The sequence below is a fragment of the Rhodoferax sp. genome, from assembly GCF_018780565.1.
In the GTDB taxonomy this organism is placed as follows: domain Bacteria; phylum Pseudomonadota; class Gammaproteobacteria; order Burkholderiales; family Burkholderiaceae_C; genus Rhodoferax.
The window spans coordinates 296,342-314,849 of sequence record NZ_JADMJN010000003.1; the positions used below are offsets into that span (position 1 = coordinate 296,342).

Consider the following 18,508-nt stretch of genomic DNA (forward strand, 5'->3'; position numbering starts at 1 on the left):
CAGATATGGCAAGCAAGACATCAATGAATATCGACTTTCCTGCTTTGCAGGAGAAGTTACTTGGGCAGTTCAGTAACCTGGACCCCAAGGATCCGTCCAAGTGGCCAGCAATCCCTCGCTATGCGCTTTTTTTAAGCATTGCCATTGTGTTAGTCGTGGCTCTATGGTTCTTGTGGTTGAACACCTCTGAAGAGGAGTTGACCGTCGAGAAAGCCAAAGAGGTGAAGCTGCGCGAGGAATATAAAACAAAGCTGACCAAGGCGGTTAATCTGGAAGCGCTGAAGAAGCAGCGGGAGCAGGTTCAGCAGTATGTGACTCAGTTGGAGAAGCAGTTGCCCAGCAAAGCAGAAATGGACGCCTTGCTTTCTGATATCAATCAGGCTGGTTTGGGCCGTAGCTTGCAATTTGATTTGTTTCGACCAGGGCAAATTGCCGTCAAGGATTACTATGCCGAGTTGCCCATTGCGGTTCGCGTGACCGGGCGTTACCACGACATTGGTGCTTTTGCATCCGATATCGCCAACCTGTCCCGCATTGTGACGCTCAATAACTTGGTTATCGTGCCAGCGAAAGATGGAACGTTGGCCATGGACGCAACGGCCAAGACCTTCCGCTACCTGGATAAAGACGAAATCGCTGCACAAAGTAAGGCGACGGCACCCAAAGGGGGCAAAAAATGAAGCCAATGCCTAAGTTTTTCCTTGGTGTGCTGATTCTCGCTTTGGCGGGATGTGGTGCTTCTACAGACGATGAATTGACGCAATGGATGGCGGACCAGAAGAAGCAGACTTTGCCGAAAGTCACACCTATTTCAGAGCCCAAGCAATTCAAGCCGGAGAGTTATAGCCAAGTCACGGCCATTGAGCCCTTCAGCAATCAAAAGCTGACGCAGGCGCTCAAAAAAGAGGCGACCCAGTCTGCTTCCAATGGTGCATTGATTGCACCTGAATTGGCACGTCGCAAGGAGGCGTTGGAGTCATTTCCCCTGGATGCCATGGCGCTGGTAGGAAGCTTGGTGAAGGCCGGGCAACCTGTTGCCTTGGTGAGGGTTGACAAGCTGTTGTACCAGGTTCGTCCTGGCAACTACCTTGGGCAAAACTATGGACGCGTGATGAAGATCAGCGAGACAGAAGTCACGCTGCGTGAAATTGTGCAAGATGCTGTGGGTGAATGGATTGAGCGCCCAGCTACTTTGCAGCTGCAAGAGAGGTCAAAATGAACAAGCAGAACTTTGGAATCGCCAAGCGAACGTGGCAACAGGTTTTTCTGGGCATGTCCCTGGTGCTGGGCGCATTGTCTGCTCAGGCGCAGAGCGCTATCGAAGCCGTTTCCGGGTCTATTCAGGGTGGTGTTGAGGTCGTGAAAATCGATTTGACGCAACCCCTCACTGCAGTGCCGACAGGATTTTCAATACAGTCACCAGCCAGGATTGCGCTGGATTTTCCTGGAATTTCAAATGGTATGGGCCGTTCCACGGTGGACATCAACCAGGGTAACTTGAAATCGGTTAGCGTGGTGCAGGCCGGCGATAGGACGCGCGTTGTGCTCAATTTGAAGCAAGCAACGGCCTACAAGACCCAGTTGCAGGGGAAATCCTTGTTGGTGGTGTTGGATAGCGTGGCGGTCGCTGCCTCACCAGCCTCGACAGCACCGGTTTTTGCAGAGAGCCGGAGCAGGGACACTTTGCCATTGAAGGATCTGGATTTCCGACGTGGTGAAGAAAATTCAGGCCGTGTTGTGGTGGCCTTGCCCAACAATCAGGTCGGTGTTGATATTCGCCAACAAGGGCAGACCCTGGTGGTTGAGTTCATGAAATCTACTTTGCCAGAAGGACTTCGACGCCGTCTCGATGTGACCGATTTTGGTACACCAGTGCAGACTGTTACTACATTCCAGGTCGGCGACCGTGTACGGATGGTGATTGAGCCAAAGGGGCAATGGGTTCACAGTGCTTACCAGAGCGATGAGCAGTTTGTGGTGGAAGTCAAACCTTTGAAGGTTGACCCAACCAAATTGACCCAAGGACCGGGCTACAGTGGGCAGAAGTTGTCGCTGAATTTCCAGAATATTGAAGTTCGTTCCCTGTTGCAGGTCATTGCTGACTTCACAAATTTCAACATCATCACCTCTGACTCGGTCACAGGATCGGTGACTTTGCGCTTGCAGGATGTGCCGTGGGACCAAGCACTGGACATCATCCTGCAATCCAAAGGGCTGGGTATGCGCAAGACTGGTAATGTGCTCTGGATTGCTCCCAGGGATGAAATCAATGCCAAAGAGAAGCTGGAGCTTGAATCGGTGGCCGCACTTCAAGGTTTGGAGCCTTTGCGCACCCAGTCTTTCCAGATGAATTACACCAAGGCATCAGAAGTCGCGACGCAGTTGACGGGCGCTGGCAGTTCCCGCATTCTGAGTACACGTGGCAGTGCGATTGCGGAGGGCAGGACCAATCAATTGTTTGTGACCGATATTGCGAGCAAACTGGAGCAGGTCCAGCAATTGATCTCCAAGATTGATGTTTCCGTGCGGCAGGTGTTGATCGAAGCGCGAATTGTGGAGGCCTCAGATACCTTTGGTAAATCTTTGGGAGTAAGACTCGGTGGTAGTGACTTGCGTGGTACCAATGCAAGAGGAGGCACACCTGGATACGGGCTTGGCGGGCAATCGGTGGCATTTGGCGCAACCTACAACGCAGTGACTGGGATGACGCGGGAAAGCACAACGGTACTTGATACTTTGAACACCAGTTTTTTCAATTTGCCGGCTGTGGGTCAGGGCGGTTTCAACCCCGCATCCTTTGCAATTTCGTTATTTGGTTCTGCCGCCAATCGATTTTTGAATTTGGAAATATCAGCGCTTGAGGCGGATGGCAAAGGCAAGGTAGTGTCCAGCCCGCGCGTGGTAACCGCAGATCAGATCAAAGCGGTAATTGAACAGGGTACCGAATTGCCTTATCAGGTCGCGTCTGCGAGCGGCGCAACGTCCATCGCCTTTCGCAAGGCAAATTTAAAATTGGAAGTCACCCCCCAAATCACACCGGAAGGCAACATCATTCTCGTGCTGGACGTCAATAAGGACACGGTAGGGCAGTCGACTGCAGCCGGTTTTGCAATCAATACCAAACACATCCAGACGCAGGTTTTGGTGGAGAACGGCGGTACCGTTGTGATTGGCGGAATTTTCGAGTTGATCGAACTCGAAAATGAGACCAAAGTGCCATTCTTTGGTGATTTGCCGGGGGTTGGCAATCTGTTCAAGACTCGATCCAAGACAGCTAACAAGCAGGAAATGCTGGTTTTCATTACGCCTAAAGTGTTGACTGATAAAGCTTCGCGTTGAGATTTAAAATTTTTACGTTGTGGCGCTTGTCCTGTTGTTAAATTGATACTCAGTCTCATAGGCCTGCCGGGTTGTGGCAAGTCAACCGTGGGGCGGCAACTCGCGAGGCGACTTCAACTGCCGTTCCTTGATTCAGACCACGTGATTGAACAGCAATTGGGCTGTTCAATCCGCGAGTACTTTGAGCGTGAAGGGGAAGATCGCTTCCGCGACGTTGAAGAGTCGGTCATAGACCAGCTTACTCAAAACTCCAAAGGGGTACTGTCCACTGGCGGTGGTGTGGTTTTGCGACCGAATAACCGCAAAAATCTGCGTGAGCGCGGCCAGGTGATTTACCTGAACTCATCGCCAGATGAGTTGTTCCGGCGATTGCGTCACGACGTCAACCGCCCCTTGCTCCAGGTTGCCGACCCCTTGGCTCGCCTGCGGGATCTTCATGCTCACCGCGATCCGCTTTATCGGGAAACGGCCAATTTTGTGATCGAGACAGGGCGTCCGTCCGTTGCCACGCTCGTCAACATGATTGTGATGCAGCTTGAATTGGCAGGCGTCGTATCCGGGTCTTGATGGGGTGGTGCGGGAGGCTCGATGCAGTACTTCGTAAAGTGCCTCTAAACTCTCGGGTATGAACCTTTCAGCGCCTCCATCCAGTCTACCGAATTCAACCGTCTCTATCGACCTGGCAGATCGCAGCTACAGCATAGCCATTGGCAGCGGGCTGTTCGACAATCCACGCGTCTATTCCGAGTTGTCGGCCGCACAGAGTGCGCTGATTGTGACCAACGCGACGGTTGCGCCCCTGTATGCGCAGCGTTTGCAGCAGGCCCTGCAGGTCAAGTACGAGAAGGTTCATGTGGTCGTCTTGCCGGACGGTGAAGAGCACAAAACCTGGCAAACGTTGAACCTTATTTTCGATGCACTGCTGCAGAATAGTTGCGACCGAAAAACAGTCCTTTTCGCCCTGGGCGGTGGCGTTGTGGGTGACATGACTGGTTTTGCTGCGGCAAGCTACATGCGGGGTGTGCCTTTTGTACAGGTGCCCACGACATTGCTGGCGCAGGTCGATTCTTCGGTGGGCGGCAAAACGGGTATCAATCATCCGATGGGCAAAAACATGATTGGTGCTTTTTACCAGCCGCTCAAGGTGGTGTGCGACCTGGGCACGCTCAAGACCCTGCCTGCACGCGAACTCAGTGCCGGCTTGGCTGAAGTCATCAAGTACGGTCCGATCGCGGATTTGGATTTCCTGACCTGGATAGAGGCCAACATGGATGCTTTGCTGGCCCAGGAGCCGACAGCCCTGGCACATGCGGTGAAACGAAGCTGTGAAATCAAGGCCTGGGTTGTGGGGCAGGATGAACGCGAGTCGGGGCTGCGTGCCATTCTCAACTTCGGGCATACGTTTGGACACGCGATTGAGGCTGGTTTGGGATATGGCGAATGGTTGCATGGTGAGGCCGTAGGCTGTGGCATGGTCATGGCGGCACATCTGTCAGAGCGCCTTGGCTTGGTCGACGCTGCTTATGTGCAACGTCTGCGTACCCTGATCCAAAAGGCCGGTTTGCCAGTGGTTGGCCCCGTCCTGTCCAATACCGACAACGCCGGGCGCTATCTCGAACTGATGCGCGTGGACAAAAAAGCGGAAGCTGGGGAAATTCGGTTTGTCGTCATCGATGGGCCGGCCCGCGCCGTCATGCGGACTGCCCCAGATGCCATGGTTCGCGAAATCATCAATTTGTGCTGCACTGAGTCAGTATGAAATTGATAGCGTAAATCATAGATTCCACGCTGGCTATCGCCATATTTTGACCCAAAAAATGACGCTGGCTGTCTACGCATGCGATCCCGGCAGATCACGGGGACGCCGATTTCCGCAAGAGCCTGCGCCCACACGGACTGAGTACCAGCGCGACCGGGACCGCATCGTCCACTGCACGGCATTTCGGCGGCTGGTTTACAAGACCCAGGTTTTTCTGAATCATGAAGGCGACCTGTTTCGCACACGGCTGACCCATTCGCTGGAGGTGGCACAGCTGGGCCGTTCCATTGCCCGTTCCTTAAATCTGAATGAAGATCTGGTTGAGGCAATCGCCCTGGCGCATGACCTTGGGCACACGCCGTTTGGTCATGCCGGCCAAGATGCGCTCAATGAGTGCATGCGGCGATTTGGTGGCTTCGAGCACAACCTGCAAAGCCTGCGCGTGGTGGACCATCTGGAGCAACGCTATCCGCAGTTTGATGGTTTGAACCTCACATTTGAGACGCGCGAGGGTATTCTCAAGCATTGCTCCCGTGGCAATGCCGAGCAACTTGAGGAAAGAGAGCCGGGTGGCGTCGGGCAGCGTTTTTTGGATCGCTCCCAGCCCAGCCTGGAGGCACAGCTGTGCAATCTCGCGGATGAGATTGCCTACAACGCTCACGATATTGATGACGGCGTGCGCTCGGGTCTTATCACGATGGAGCAACTGGAGGAGGTCGCGCTGTTTGATGATTTTCGCAGGCAAACGCTGAGCGCCTATCCAGACTTGGGCGATCGTCAACAAGGACGCCGTCTGCTGTATGAAACCATTCGTCGCATGCTCAGTGCACAAGTTTACGATGTCATTGATGCAAGCGAGCGTGCGCTACTGGAGGCTTCGCCTCAGAGCGTCGAAGCGGCCCGCGAGTTGGCGCCACTGATGCAGTTTGGCGCGGAGATGCGGGACAAGTCGCAAGCGCTCAAGAAATTCCTCTTGCATCAGTTGTACAGGCATCCCAAGGTCATGCATACCACCGGTCAGGCGCAAACAGTGGTGCGTGAACTGTTTGGCCTTTACCTGGATTGCCCGCAGGAAATGCAAGGCGGATTTCTGGCCCGATCAGAGGCTGTACGCAGCGCCCCGGACGGTCAGGTTCTTGGGGCCCGTGTCGTTGCCGACTACATCGCCGGCATGACCGATCGCTTCGCTGGACGCGAGCACGAGCGACTTACCGGCCAGCGTTTGTTGGCATGACGCGGGAGCAGTCAGGGCGTATTGAGTCGGCCCTCGTGGTCATTCTGGCGGGGGTCAGCGCTGCACTGCATGTGGGCAAGTTGCCGCCAGCATTGCCGGTGTTGCAGGAGGCGCTGGGTATCACGCTGCTGCAGTCCGGATTTTTGCTCTCCATGGTGCAGTTGGCCGGGATGACTCTGGGGCTCGCCGTGGGTTTGACCGCCGATGGCATCGGCTTGAGGCGTAGTTTACTGACTGGATTGTTGGTGCTTTTTGGGGCCGGGGCCCTCGGTGGATTTGCTCGGGATGCTACGAGTCTGATAGCACTTCGGGCTTTGGAGGGGTTCGGATTCCTGCTGGTTTCCATGCCGGCGCCGAGTCTGGTGCGCCAACTGGTATCACCCCATCGTCTGAGTGCCATGCTGGGGATCTGGGGCGGCTATATGCCACTGGGCACAGCCCTTGCCTTGCTGTTGGGCCCGCTGGCGATTTTTGTTGCCGGCTGGCAAGTGTGGTGGTGGGGCACGGCAGGACTGTCCCTGTTGATGGCGCTCTGGGTCTGGCACGCAGTTCCAGGTGACCATCAGCGCCGCCCGCGTCTGGCGCCTGTCAGCCGCAGTAGCAGCAGGGACGGTTGGCCGCAGCGCCTGCATCAAACCTTGCGCTCACCGGGCCCCTGGCTGGTGGCCCTGAGTTTTGCCATGTATTCGGGCCAATGGCTTGCGGTGATCGGTTTCCTGCCCTCCATTTATGCCCAGGCCGGGGTCGCGGGCAGCGCCAGCGCAGTGCTCACGGCGCTCGCCGCAGCGGTGAATATCCTGGGCAACCTGGCGGCGGGGCGATTGCTGCACCGTGGTGTGCCAGCGCAACGCCTTCTGTACACAGGCTTTGGTGTCATGGCCATGGGGGCTTTGCTGGCCTTTGCCACGGTTCCGTTTGTCGATGGCATGGGTTTTCCGCCGATGATCCGGTTTGTTGCCATTCTGCTTTTCTCTGCGGTGGGCGGCATGATTCCGGGCACTTTGTTTTCACTGGCGGTCCGCTTGGCGCCGGGTGAACGCACGGTGTCTACCACCGTAGGCTGGATGCAGCAGTGGTCTGCCCTGGGTCAGTTTGCCGGGCCACCGCTGGTGGCCTGGGTGGCCAGTGGGGCAGGGGGCTGGCAGTGGACGTGGCTGGTCACCTGCGCCTGTTCGGTACTGGGTGTCTTGCTGGCTTGGCGGCTGGGGCGGCAGCTGGCATCCCGTACTGCGACCGAACACTGGCGCGCCTAAAATTCAGGGTGCGCACGCTTCGTCTTCCAAAACACTTCACTCAATGACACATTCCTCTTCCATGAATCCGGACAGTCTGGTTGAGCAGGACATGCGCGCCTGGCTGGAGAGGGCCGTCATTGGTCTGAATCTCTGCCCGTTTGCCAAAGGCGTGCATGTGAAGGGACAGATTCACTACGTCGTGAGCCAGGCCCATGAACCCCGGGAACTGCTGCAGGATCTTGTTGCTGAGTTAAAAGGGTTGCAGGCCTGCGATCCAGCTGCACGTGATACGACGCTTTTGATAGCGCCGAACTGCCTTGCCGATTTTCTTGACTTCAATGATTTTCTGGCCGAGGCTGACGAGGCCTTGCTGGATCTGGAACTGGACGGGATTCTTCAGATCGCCAGTTTTCATCCCGGGTTTCAGTTTGCCGGTACGCGCGCGGACGACATCACCAACTTCACCAACCGCGCACCTTATCCAACCCTGCACCTGCTGCGTGAAGACAGCATTGACCGTGCGGTGCAAGCGTTTCCGGAGGCAGAAAGCATTTTTGAGCAGAACATGCAAACCCTGCAGGCACTCGGCGAGCAGGGCTGGGCCGCATTGGGGCTAGGGCGCTCAGTCAATGCGCCTGATGGCCAGACACCCGGCACTGATGCGCCTGACAGGACCGAACGATGAAACCTCAAAAGAACAATCACCGCACTGCCGGGGCGGTTCAGAAAAAGACTGCGGAGTCCAGTGGTATGGCGCCCGAAATCAGGCCCGGTCAATCTGTTGAACTGCTCAAAGAGCTTCACATCCTGACCCGTGAAGGCAAACTCAATCAGGATTCGCGGCGCAAGCTCAAGCAGGTTTACCACCTGTTTCAGTTCATCGAAAAGTTGCTGCAGGAGCTGCCGGACAAAGAGGGTGGTATCACGCTGGCTGACCATGGAGCCGGCAAATCGTACCTGGGCTTCATCATTTACGACCTGTTTTTCAAGACTCAGAAAGCTGGGCATATTTACGGTATCGAGACCCGTCCCGAACTGGTGCAGAAGTCGCGGGAATTGGCCGCACGCCTTGGCTTTGATCGCATGTCCTTCTTGAACCTGAGCGTGGCCGAGTCGGCTCAGTCGGATGAGCTGCCTGATCGTATCGATGTGGTGACTGCGTTGCACGCTTGCGATACCGCCACCGACGACGCCATCGCATTCGGTCTGCAAAAAAAGGCCCGATTCATGGTGCTGGTGCCTTGTTGTCAGGCTGAGGTGGCGCGGCGTCTGAGTGAGCACAAAGCGCTTTCCCTGTCGCGCACGCCATTGGCTGAGTTGTGGCGTCATCCTTTGCATACTCGGGAGATGGGCAGCCAGATCACCAACGTGTTGCGCTGCTTGTATTTGGAGGCGTCGGGCTACCAGGTCACAGTGACCGAGTTGGTGGGGTGGGAACACAGCATGAAGAACGAGCTCATCATTGCCCGTTACCTCGGTCAACCCAAGCGCGCCGCAGCCCAGCGCCTGCGCGCCCTGCTGCAGGAGTTTGGGTTGATTGGGTTGCTGGACACGCGCTTTACATTGCCCGCCGATAATGGCGAACCAAGCTTGGCTTGATGAAACGCGTGACCTTGAATACCGTACTTTTTCTTTCTCCGTGGAGTCTGCGATGAAGCATTTCTTGAATCTTGGCCTGGCCTTGATCGTTGCTGCAACTTTGGGTGCCTGCGCCACCAGCAGTCCTGACGTCATTCAGCGCGGTGATGCGCAGCGCATGGCACAGGTCGAAGATGGCGTGGTGCTCAGTGTGCGTCCTGTGGTTGTCGATGGCAGCCAGTCAGGCATTGGGGCAACGGTGGGCGGTGTGGTTGGTGCCATTGGTGGTTACAGTGCCAGCGGCGTGCAGCGCGAAGGTCAAATTCTGGGTGTGCTGGCTGGCGTGGCCGGTGCCGCTGCGGGGAATTTGGTCGAGCGAATGAGTACCCGTGAAGAGGCCATAGAACTGCTGATTCAACTCAAAGGCGGCGAGCGCCGTGCCATTGTCCAGGCCAAAGGGGGCGAGGTACTGACAGCCGGTGATGCCGTTATTCTGGTGACGACGGGCGGTAAGGTGCGCGTCACCAAGGCACCCAAATAGCACTTGGATTGCCATGGCCCGTCTGCCGCGTCTGACGCTTCCCGGGTATCCCCACCACATTCTTCAGCGCGGCAACAACCGACAGCCCATTTTCTCGTCGGCGACCGATTACCAGTTCATGCTGGAACTGCTGTACGACAACGCCCGCAAGTTTGACGTGGCCATTCACGCCTATGTGTTGATGGACAATCACTTTCACCTATTGGTGACGCCTCGCATTCCCGAGGGTTTGTCGCAAATGATGCAATCGGTGGGCAGGCGATATGTGCGTCATTTCAATGATGCCCAGTCACGGACCGGCACCTTGTGGGAGGGGCGCTACAAATCCACGCTGATCCAGCCGGGGCCCTATTTGCTGGCCTGCATGGCCTACTTTGATCTCAATCCGGTGCGCTCAGGTTTGGTGGCCCATGCGCGGGACTATCCATGGTCCAGCTACGGGCACTACATCGGCCAACGTACGGACAAACTTATTACCCCGCATGAATTGATGTGGACGCTTGGCAATACACCTTTTGCCCGGGAGGCGGCCTATGCCGAATTGGTGCAGTCCGGCATCAGTCCGGTGCAACAAGCTGCATTGACAGACTCGGTTTCGCACGGCTGGGCCTTGGGCGAATCAGATTTCGTTGCTGATTTGCAGAAAAAAACAGACCGCCGTCTTGTCAAACGCACTCCAGGGCGTCCCTTGGCAGTTCCCCGGTTGCAGGTCAAATAAGCTTCTATCCTCCGTATTCAAAGGCATTATTGCTATTGTATTTAATATGTCCCTTATTTTTTCCAAGAGAAAATTTGGTGTTTTTAATTTTAATCTGACCCTAATTATTCTATTAGGCACTTTTGTTGCATTGCAGTATTCTCTCTACCCCACTGCATTTTTTAGGAGTGCGCCATGACTACGGCAGCAGAAATCCAGCACCTTCAGACCCACGGTTTGTATTCCACCCAGAACGAGCATGACGCTTGTGGCGTGGGTTTTGTGGCGCACATCAAGGGCACCAAATCCCATGACATCGTTAAAAACGCACTCAAGATTCTTGAAAATCTCGATCATCGGGGCGCGGTAGGTGCCGACAAGCTGATGGGTGACGGCGCAGGTATCCTGATCCAGCTCCCTGATGCACTGTACCGCGAAGAGATGGCCAAGCAAGGCGTGACCCTGCCACCGCTCGGTGAATATGGTGTGGGCATGATCTTCCTGCCCAAGGAGCATGCGTCCCGCCTGGCCTGCGAGCAGGAGATGGAACGTGCGATCAAGGCCGAGGGTCAGGTGCTGCTTGGGTGGCGCGATGTGCCGGTGAACCGTGACATGCCCATGTCGCCCACCGTGCGTGCCAAAGAGCCCATCCTGCGCCAGGTTTTTATTGGCCGAGGCAATGATGTGATCGTGCAGGACGCGCTGGAGCGTAAGCTGTACGTGATTCGCAAGACTGCCAGCGCCAATATCCAGGCGCTCAAGCTCACGCACTCCAAAGAGTACTATGTGCCCAGCATGTCCAGCCGCACCGTGGTGTACAAGGGCTTGCTGCTGGCGGACCAGGTGGGCGTGTACTTCAAGGATCTGGAAGACGTGCGTTGCGTGTCGGCCCTTGGACTGGTGCACCAGCGCTTTTCCACCAACACCTTCCCCGAGTGGCCGCTGGCGCACCCCTACCGCTATGTTGCGCACAACGGCGAGATCAATACCGTCAAGGGCAACTACAACTGGATGAAGGCGCGCGAAGGCGTGATGTCGTCTCCGGTATTGGGTGAGGATCTGCAGAAGCTCTACCCGATCAGCTTTGCCGACCAGTCCGATACCGCCACATTCGACAACTGTCTGGAACTGCTGACCATGGCGGGTTATCCGATCAGCCAGGCCGTGATGATGATGATCCCCGAGCCGTGGGAACAGCACACCACCATGGACGAGCGCCGCAAGGCCTTTTATGAATACCACGCCGCCATGCTGGAACCCTGGGATGGCCCCGCCTCCATCGTGTTCACCGATGGCCGCCAGATCGGTGCCACGCTGGACCGCAACGGTCTGCGCCCCTCGCGCTACTGCATCACTGACGATGACCTTGTGATCATGGGGTCCGAGTCGGGCGTTTTGCCGGTTCCCGAGCACAAGATCGTGCGCAAATGGCGTCTGCAGCCAGGCAAGATGTTCCTGATCGATCTGGAACAGGGCCGCATGGTGGATGACGAAGAATTGAAGGCCACCCTGGCCAACAGCAAACCCTACAAACAGTGGATTGAAAATCTGCGCATCAAGCTCGATGATGTCAAAGGCGGCGGTGAGCCGGCTAGCGCATCGGAGAGCCAGGTTTCGCTGCTGGACCGCCAGCAGGCCTTTGGCTTTACCCAGGAAGATATCAAGTTCCTGATTGCACCCATGGCCCAGGCCGGTGAAGAGGCCATCGGCTCGATGGGCAACGACAGCCCGTTGGCGGTGCTCTCGGACAAGAACAAGCCGCTGTACAACTACTTCAAGCAGTTGTTCGCGCAAGTGACCAACCCGCCCATCGACCCAATCCGCGAAGCCATTGTGATGTCGCTGGTGTCCTTCATTGGTCCCAAGCCCAATCTGCTGGACATCAACCAGGTCAATCCGCCGATGCGTCTGGAGGTGAGCCAGCCGGTGCTGGACTTCGCCGACATGGCCAAGCTGCGTGACATTGAGAAGCACACTCAGGGTAAATTCCGTAGCTACACGCTGGATATCACCTACCCCTTGTCGTGGGGGCATGAAGGTGTTGAGGCCAAGCTGGCATCCCTTTGCGCCGAAGCAGTGGATGCGATCAAAGGTGGCAAAAACATCCTGATCATCAGCGACCGCGGCATCAGCGCCACGCAGGTGGCCATTCCCGCATTGCTGGCACTCTCCGCCATTCACCAGCACTTGGTGCGTGAGGGCTTGCGCACCACGGCCGGCCTGGTGGTGGAAACCGGAACCGCGCGCGAAGTGCACCACTTCGGTGTGCTGGCCGGTTACGGCGCAGAGGCCGTTCACCCCTATCTGGCGATGGAAACGCTGGCCAGCATCCACAAGGATCTGGGCGGCGATCTGAATGCTGACAAGGCCATCTACAACTACGTCAAAGCTGTTGGCAAAGGCTTGTCCAAGATCATGTCCAAGATGGGTGTGTCCACCTACATGAGCTACTGCGGTGCGCAGTTGTTCGAGGCCATTGGCCTGAACACCGAGACCATTGCCAAGTACTTCACCGGCACCCCCAGCCGGGTGGAAGGTATCGGCGTCTTCGAGATTGCCGAAGAAGCCATCCGCATGCACAAGGCCGCCTTCAGTGACGATCCGGTGCTGGCCACCATGCTGGATGCTGGTGGCGAATACGCTTGGCGCGCCCGCGGCGAAGAACATATGTGGAGCCCGGATGCCATCGCCAAGCTGCAGCACAGCACCCGCTCCAACAACTGGAACACCTACAAAGAGTACGCCCAGCTGATCAATGACCAGAGCAAGCGCCACATGACCTTGCGCGGTCTGTTTGAGTTCAAGATCGACCCTGCCAAAGCCATTCCGGTGGAACAGGTCGAATCTGCCAAGGAAATCGTCAAGCGTTTTGCGACTGGTGCGATGTCCCTGGGTTCTATTTCCACAGAGGCTCACGCCACGTTGGCCGTGGCCATGAACCGCATTGGCGGCAAGAGCAACACCGGTGAGGGCGGCGAAGATCCTGCGCGTTACCGCAATGAACTCAAGGGCATCCCGATCAAGAAGGGCGATACCCTCAAGAGCGTGATTGGCGCCGATGTGGTTGAGGTGGACATGCCGCTGCAGGATGGTGATTCCTTGCGCTCGCGCATCAAGCAGGTCGCTTCAGGCCGCTTTGGCGTCACCGCAGAGTACTTGACCAGTTCGGATCAGATCCAGATCAAGATGGCGCAGGGCGCCAAGCCTGGAGAGGGCGGTCAGTTGCCGGGTGGCAAGGTGTCTGAGTACATCGGCCGCCTGCGCTATTCCGTGCCCGGTGTGGGGCTGATTTCGCCGCCACCGCACCACGATATTTATTCGATCGAAGACTTGGCTCAGCTCATTCACGACCTGAAAAATGTGGCACCGCATGCCGGCGTCAGCGTCAAGCTGGTGGCGGAAATCGGCGTCGGCACCATTGCAGCGGGCGTGGCCAAGTGCAAGGCTGATCACGTGGTGATTGCCGGGCACGACGGCGGCACGGGGGCATCGCCCTGGTCGTCCATCAAGCATTGCGGCAGTCCCTGGGAAATCGGTTTGGCCGAAACCCAGCAAACCCTGGTGCTCAACCGCCTGCGCAGTCGTATCCGCGTCCAGGCTGACGGTCAGATGAAGACCGGCCGTGACGTCGCCATCGGCGCCCTGCTGGGTGCCGACGAGTTTGGCTTTGCCACCGCACCGCTGGTGGTTGAAGGCTGCATCATGATGCGCAAATGCCACCTGAACACCTGCCCGGTGGGTGTGGCCACGCAAGATCCGGTCCTGCGTCAGAAGTTCTCGGGCAAGCCTGAGCACGTGGTGAACTACTTCTTCTTCATCGCCGAAGAAGTGCGTCAGATCATGGCCCAGCTGGGCATTGCCAAGTTTGATGATCTGATTGGACGCTCGGACCTGCTGGACATGCGCAAAGGTATCGAGCACTGGAAAGCCAGTGGCCTGAACTTTGCACGCTTGTTTGCTCAGCCGCAAGTTCCGGCCGACGTGCCCCGTTTCCAGACGCTGGAACAGGATCATGGTCTGGAGAAAGCACTGGACAATGTGCTGATCGCCAAGAGTCGCGCAGCCATCGACAAGGGCGAAAAAGTGCAGTTCATGGAAGTGGCCCGCAACGTCAACCGCTCCGTAGGTGCCATGCTCTCGGGCGCGGTGACCAAAGTGCACCCTGAAGGCTTGCCGGATGACACCATCCGTATCCAGCTCGAAGGCACGGGCGGTCAGTCTTTTGGTGCATTCCTGGCCAAGGGCATCACGCTGTACCTGATTGGCGATGCCAACGACTACACCGGCAAGGGTCTGAGTGGTGGGCGCATTGTGGTGCGCCCGAGCATCGACTTCCGTGGTGTTGCTGTCAACAACACCATCGTTGGCAACACCGTGATGTTTGGTGCCACCAGTGGTGAAGCCTTCTTCAGCGGCGTGGGTGGCGAGCGTTTTGCCGTGCGCCTCTCAGGAGCCACCACGGTGGTGGAAGGCACGGGTGACCATGGTTGCGAGTACATGACAGGCGGTACGGTTGCTGTACTGGGCATGACCGGTCGCAATTTCGCAGCCGGTATGAGCGGCGGTGTGGCCTACGTCTATGACGAAGATGGCCAGTTTGCCAAGCGCTGCAACACAGCCATGGTGTCCTTGGAGAAAGTGTTGACCGAGTCCGAGCAGGCAGCCAAGATGGATGCAAGCCTCTGGCATCGTGGTCAAAGCGATGAGGCGCAACTGAAGGCCCTGTTGCAAGACCACAACCGCTGGACCGGTAGCAAGCGTGCACGCGAGTTGCTCGATACCTGGGATGTATCCCGCCTGAAATTCGTCAAGGTGTTCCCCAACGAGTACAAGCGTGCCCTGGGTGAAATTCATGCGCGTAAAGAGGCTGTAGCCCTCACCAGTCGTGCAAAAGCAGCTACAAAAAAAGAAGCAGCTCCGGCCAAATAAGGCGAGCGGTCTCAACGTACAAGGACAAGCATCATGGGAAAAGTCACCGGCTTCATGGAATACGAGCGTCTTGAGGAAGGCTACAAGCCTGTCACCGAGCGCCTGAAGCACTACAAAGAGTTCGTCATCGGCTTGGACGACGCGCAGGCCAAGATCCAGGCGGCGCGCTGCATGGACTGCGGCACACCGTTTTGCAACAACGGCTGCCCGGTCAACAACATCATTCCTGATTTCAACGATCTGGTGTACCGGGGTGACTGGAAAAACGCGATTGATGTGCTGCACAGCACCAACAATTTCCCCGAGTTCACTGGTCGCATCTGCCCCGCGCCTTGCGAGGCCGCGTGTACGCTGAACGTCAATGACGATGCCGTGGGTATCAAATCGATTGAGCACGCGATCATCGATCGTGCCTGGGCCGAGGGTTGGGTGCTGGCCCAAGGCGCGAAGCAAAAGACCGGTAAAAAAGTGGCGATCGTGGGCGCTGGCCCGGCCGGTATGGCTGCGGCGCAGCAATTGTGCCGCGTAGGTCATACCGTGACGGTGTTTGAGAAGAATGACCGGGTTGGCGGTTTGTTGCGCTATGGCATTCCCGACTTCAAGATGGAAAAATCGCACATCGATCGCCGTGTCGAGCAGATGCAAAAAGAAGGCGTCATTTTCCGCACCGGTGTTCTGGTGGGCGAAATGCCGAAATCAGGATCGGGTGCCAAGGTCACCAACTGGGCCAAGGAAGCAATTTCCGCTGCCCAACTGCAAAAAGACTTTGACGCTGTGATTTTGACCGGTGGCTCCGAGGAGTCGCGCGATCTGCCGGTGCCAGGTCGCGATCTGGACGGCATTCATTTCGCCATGGAATTTTTGCCTCAGCAAAACAAGGTCAATGCGGGCGACAAGGTTAAAGCCCAGCTGCGTGCCGATGGCAAGCATGTCATCGTCATTGGCGGTGGCGACACTGGTTCTGATTGCGTCGGCACCAGCAACCGTCACGGCGCAGCGAGCGTCACGCAATTTGAAGTGATGCCCCAGCCCCCGGTGGAAGAAAACCGCCCCATGACGTGGCCTTACTGGCCAATCAAACTGCGTACCAGTTCCAGCCATGACGAGGGATGCGAGCGCGAGTTCGCCATTTCCACCAAGGAATTCATGGGTGAAAAGGGCAAGGTCACGGGGTTGAAGACCGTTCGCGTTGAATGGAAAGACGGGAAAATGGTCGAAGTGGCCGGTAGCGAACAGATCCTGAAGGCGGACCTGGTTCTCTTGGCCATGGGTTTCGTCAACCCTGTGGCGACGGTGCTCGACGCTTTTGGTGTGGCGAAAGATGCCCGGGGCAATGCAAAAGCCAGCACGGAAGTCGCGGACGGTTATGCCACCAATGTACCCAAGGTTTTTGCCGCGGGTGACATGCGTCGTGGTCAGAGTCTTGTGGTCTGGGCGATTCGTGAGGGTCGTCAGGCCGCGCGTTCGGTTGATGAATTCCTCATGGGTCAAAGCGAGTTGCCACGCTGAGTTATCGAATCCCTTATGATTCAGAGGCCGGGCAAACCCCGGCCTTGTTTCTTATATGTCCTCAAACACTCCTGAATCCCTGGTAGAACTTCACAGCCTGACCTTTGGCTATGGGGATCGGGTCATTCTGGATGATGTGTCCCTGTCCGTGCCACGTGGCAAGGTCACCGCCCTCATGGGGGCATCAGGTGGCGGCAAGACCACCATATTGAGACTGATCGGTGGTCAGAATCGTGCGCAAAAAGGTCAACTGCTGTTCGATGGCCAGGACGTGACGCCCATGGACCAGGCGCAACTTTATGCGGCGCGTCGCCGCATGGGGATGCTGTTTCAGTTTGGTGCCTTGTTTGCCGACTTGTCGGTGTTCGAAAATGTGGCCTTTCCGCTGCGCGAGCACACTGATCTCTCCGAGTCCCTGATTCGGGACATTGTGCTCATGAAGTTGAATGCGGTGGGATTGCGTGGTGCGCGCGACCTGATGCCCAGTGAGGTGTCCGGCGGTATGGCGCGCCGCATTGCACTGGCGCGAGCCATTGCGCTCGATCCTGAGCTGGTGATGTACGACGAGCCATTTTCAGGCTTGGACCCCATTTCTCTTGGTACGGCAGCGCGCCTCATCCGGCATCTCAATGACTCCATGGGCCTGACCAGTATTTTTGTCTCCCACGAGTTGGAGCAGACCTTTGCGATTGCGGACCATGTGATCATTCTGGCCAACGGCAAGATTGCCACACAGGGTACCCCCGACCAAGTGCGCCAAAGCACCGACCCGCTGGTGTACCAGTATGTGAATGCCTTGTCGGATGGCCCGGTCCGGTTTCATTATCCGGGCCCGAGCATCGAGGAAGATTTTGGCCTTGGTGCAGTAGCTGCGCAGCGGTCCCAACGCAGGAGATTGGTGTCATGAGTTGGTACAAGCCGGCCGATGTCGGGTTCTCTGCACGCCGTCAACTGGCTGACCTGGGCCATGGCGCCCGACTTTTCTTCCGCCTGTTGAGCACACTGGGTGGCAGTTTGAAACGGTTTGGCCTGATTCGCGACCAGATCCATTTTCTGGGGAATTACTCGCTGGCCATCATCGCGGTGTCTGGCCTGTTTGTCGGGTTTGTGTTCGGGCTGCAGGGGTACTACACCCTGCAGCGTTATGGTTCTTCCGAAGCCTTGGGGCTGTTGGTGACCTTGAGTCTGGTCAGGGAACTGGGGCCGGTGGTGACCGCTTTGTTGTTTGCCGGTCGGGCCGGCACATCGCTGACGGCAGAAATTGGCCTGATGAAGGCTGGCGAACAGATCAGTGTCATGGAGATGATGGCCGTTGACCCGGTGCAGCGCATTCTGGCTCCCCGGTTCTGGGCGGGCGTCATCACCATGCCCTTGCTTGCCGCTGTTTTCAGTGCCATGGGCATCATTGGTGGCTGGGTGGTGGGTGTGCTCATGATCGGGGTGGATGCGGGCTCGTTCTGGAGTCAGATTCAGGGCGGTGTGGATGTCTGGAAAGATGTGGGCAACGGCATCGTCAAAAGTATTGTGTTTGGTTTTACCGTGACGTTTGTCGCGTTGCTACAGGGGTTTGAAGCCCAGCCCACGCCCGAAGGTGTGGCCAGCGCTACCACCCGGACCGTGGTGGTGGCGTCTTTGTCGGTTCTTGGTCTGGATTTCATCCTGACCGCCATGATGTTTACGATTTGAG

15 protein-coding genes are annotated in these 18,508 nt (G+C 56.9%); all 15 read left to right on the forward strand.

Translation table 11 applies throughout. From position 1 onward, the window contains the following. Positions 1–5: 5 nt before the first annotated feature. The 15 genes from IV109_RS05295 to mlaE all read left to right on the forward strand — a co-directional run bounded on the left by IV109_RS05295 (position 6) and on the right by mlaE (position 18,507). Positions 6–680, forward strand: a complete 675-nt coding sequence (locus tag IV109_RS05295) for a type 4a pilus biogenesis protein PilO (RefSeq protein WP_296693311.1) — start codon at positions 6–8, stop codon at positions 678–680. Beyond that, complete coding sequence (locus IV109_RS05300; RefSeq protein WP_296693316.1) at positions 677–1,219, forward strand: pilus assembly protein PilP; 543 nt, start codon at positions 677–679, stop codon at positions 1,217–1,219. The genes IV109_RS05295 and IV109_RS05300 overlap by 4 nt, the downstream gene beginning before the upstream one ends. Beyond that, positions 1,216–3,339, forward strand: coding sequence for a type IV pilus secretin PilQ (locus IV109_RS05305; protein ID WP_296693320.1), 2,124 nt, complete (start codon positions 1,216–1,218; stop codon positions 3,337–3,339). Before IV109_RS05300 ends, IV109_RS05305 begins: the two co-directional genes overlap by 4 nt. Positions 3,340–3,381: 42 nt before the next feature. Beyond that, positions 3,382–3,906 (forward strand): shikimate kinase, encoded by a 525-nt coding sequence (locus IV109_RS05310; protein WP_296693325.1) that lies wholly within the window; start codon positions 3,382–3,384, stop codon positions 3,904–3,906. 58 nt (positions 3,907–3,964) lie between these two features. Beyond that, positions 3,965–5,098 carry a 3-dehydroquinate synthase gene (gene aroB / locus IV109_RS05315; protein WP_296693328.1) on the forward strand — a complete coding sequence of 378 codons (1,134 nt, stop codon included), beginning with the start codon at positions 3,965–3,967 and terminating at the stop codon, positions 5,096–5,098. Positions 5,099–5,156: 58 nt separating this feature from the next. Next, positions 5,157–6,332, forward strand: a complete 1,176-nt coding sequence (locus tag IV109_RS05320) for a deoxyguanosinetriphosphate triphosphohydrolase (RefSeq protein WP_296693332.1) — start codon at positions 5,157–5,159, stop codon at positions 6,330–6,332. After that, a complete protein-coding gene (locus IV109_RS05325) occupies positions 6,329–7,585 on the forward strand; it encodes an MFS transporter (RefSeq protein ID WP_296693335.1) in 1,257 nt (418 codons plus the stop codon). The genes IV109_RS05320 and IV109_RS05325 overlap by 4 nt, the downstream gene beginning before the upstream one ends. Positions 7,586–7,628: 43 nt before the next feature. After that, the gene (locus IV109_RS05330) at positions 7,629–8,252 is read left to right on the forward strand and encodes a DUF1415 domain-containing protein (RefSeq protein WP_296693337.1); all 624 of its coding nucleotides are present in this window, start codon (positions 7,629–7,631) and stop codon (positions 8,250–8,252) included. Between the two features lie 65 nt (positions 8,253–8,317). Continuing rightward, a complete protein-coding gene (locus IV109_RS05335) occupies positions 8,318–9,166 on the forward strand; it encodes an SAM-dependent methyltransferase (RefSeq protein WP_296694280.1) in 849 nt (282 codons plus the stop codon). 52 nt (positions 9,167–9,218) lie between these two features. Further along, complete coding sequence (locus IV109_RS05340) at positions 9,219–9,686, forward strand: hypothetical protein (protein ID WP_296693339.1); 468 nt, start codon at positions 9,219–9,221, stop codon at positions 9,684–9,686. A 13-nt stretch (positions 9,687–9,699) separates the two neighbouring features. Beyond that, positions 9,700–10,404, forward strand: a complete 705-nt coding sequence (locus IV109_RS05345; protein WP_296693342.1) for a transposase — start codon at positions 9,700–9,702, stop codon at positions 10,402–10,404. A 174-nt stretch (positions 10,405–10,578) separates the two neighbouring features. Continuing rightward, positions 10,579–15,312, forward strand: a complete 4,734-nt coding sequence (gene gltB, locus IV109_RS05350) for a glutamate synthase large subunit (RefSeq protein ID WP_296693345.1) — start codon at positions 10,579–10,581, stop codon at positions 15,310–15,312. A gap of 33 nt (positions 15,313–15,345) precedes the next feature. After that, entirely contained in the window at positions 15,346–16,821 is a 1,476-nt protein-coding gene (locus tag IV109_RS05355; RefSeq protein WP_296693348.1) for a glutamate synthase subunit beta, read from the forward strand. Between the two features lie 55 nt (positions 16,822–16,876). Further along, positions 16,877–17,728: an ABC transporter ATP-binding protein gene (locus tag IV109_RS05360; protein ID WP_296693351.1), complete on the forward strand. Its 852-nt coding sequence runs from the start codon at positions 16,877–16,879 to the stop codon at positions 17,726–17,728. Then, a complete protein-coding gene (mlaE, locus tag IV109_RS05365) occupies positions 17,725–18,507 on the forward strand; it encodes a lipid asymmetry maintenance ABC transporter permease subunit MlaE (RefSeq protein ID WP_296693355.1) in 783 nt (260 codons plus the stop codon). The genes IV109_RS05360 and mlaE overlap by 4 nt, the downstream gene beginning before the upstream one ends. The last annotated feature ends 1 nt before the right edge of the window (position 18,508 follow it).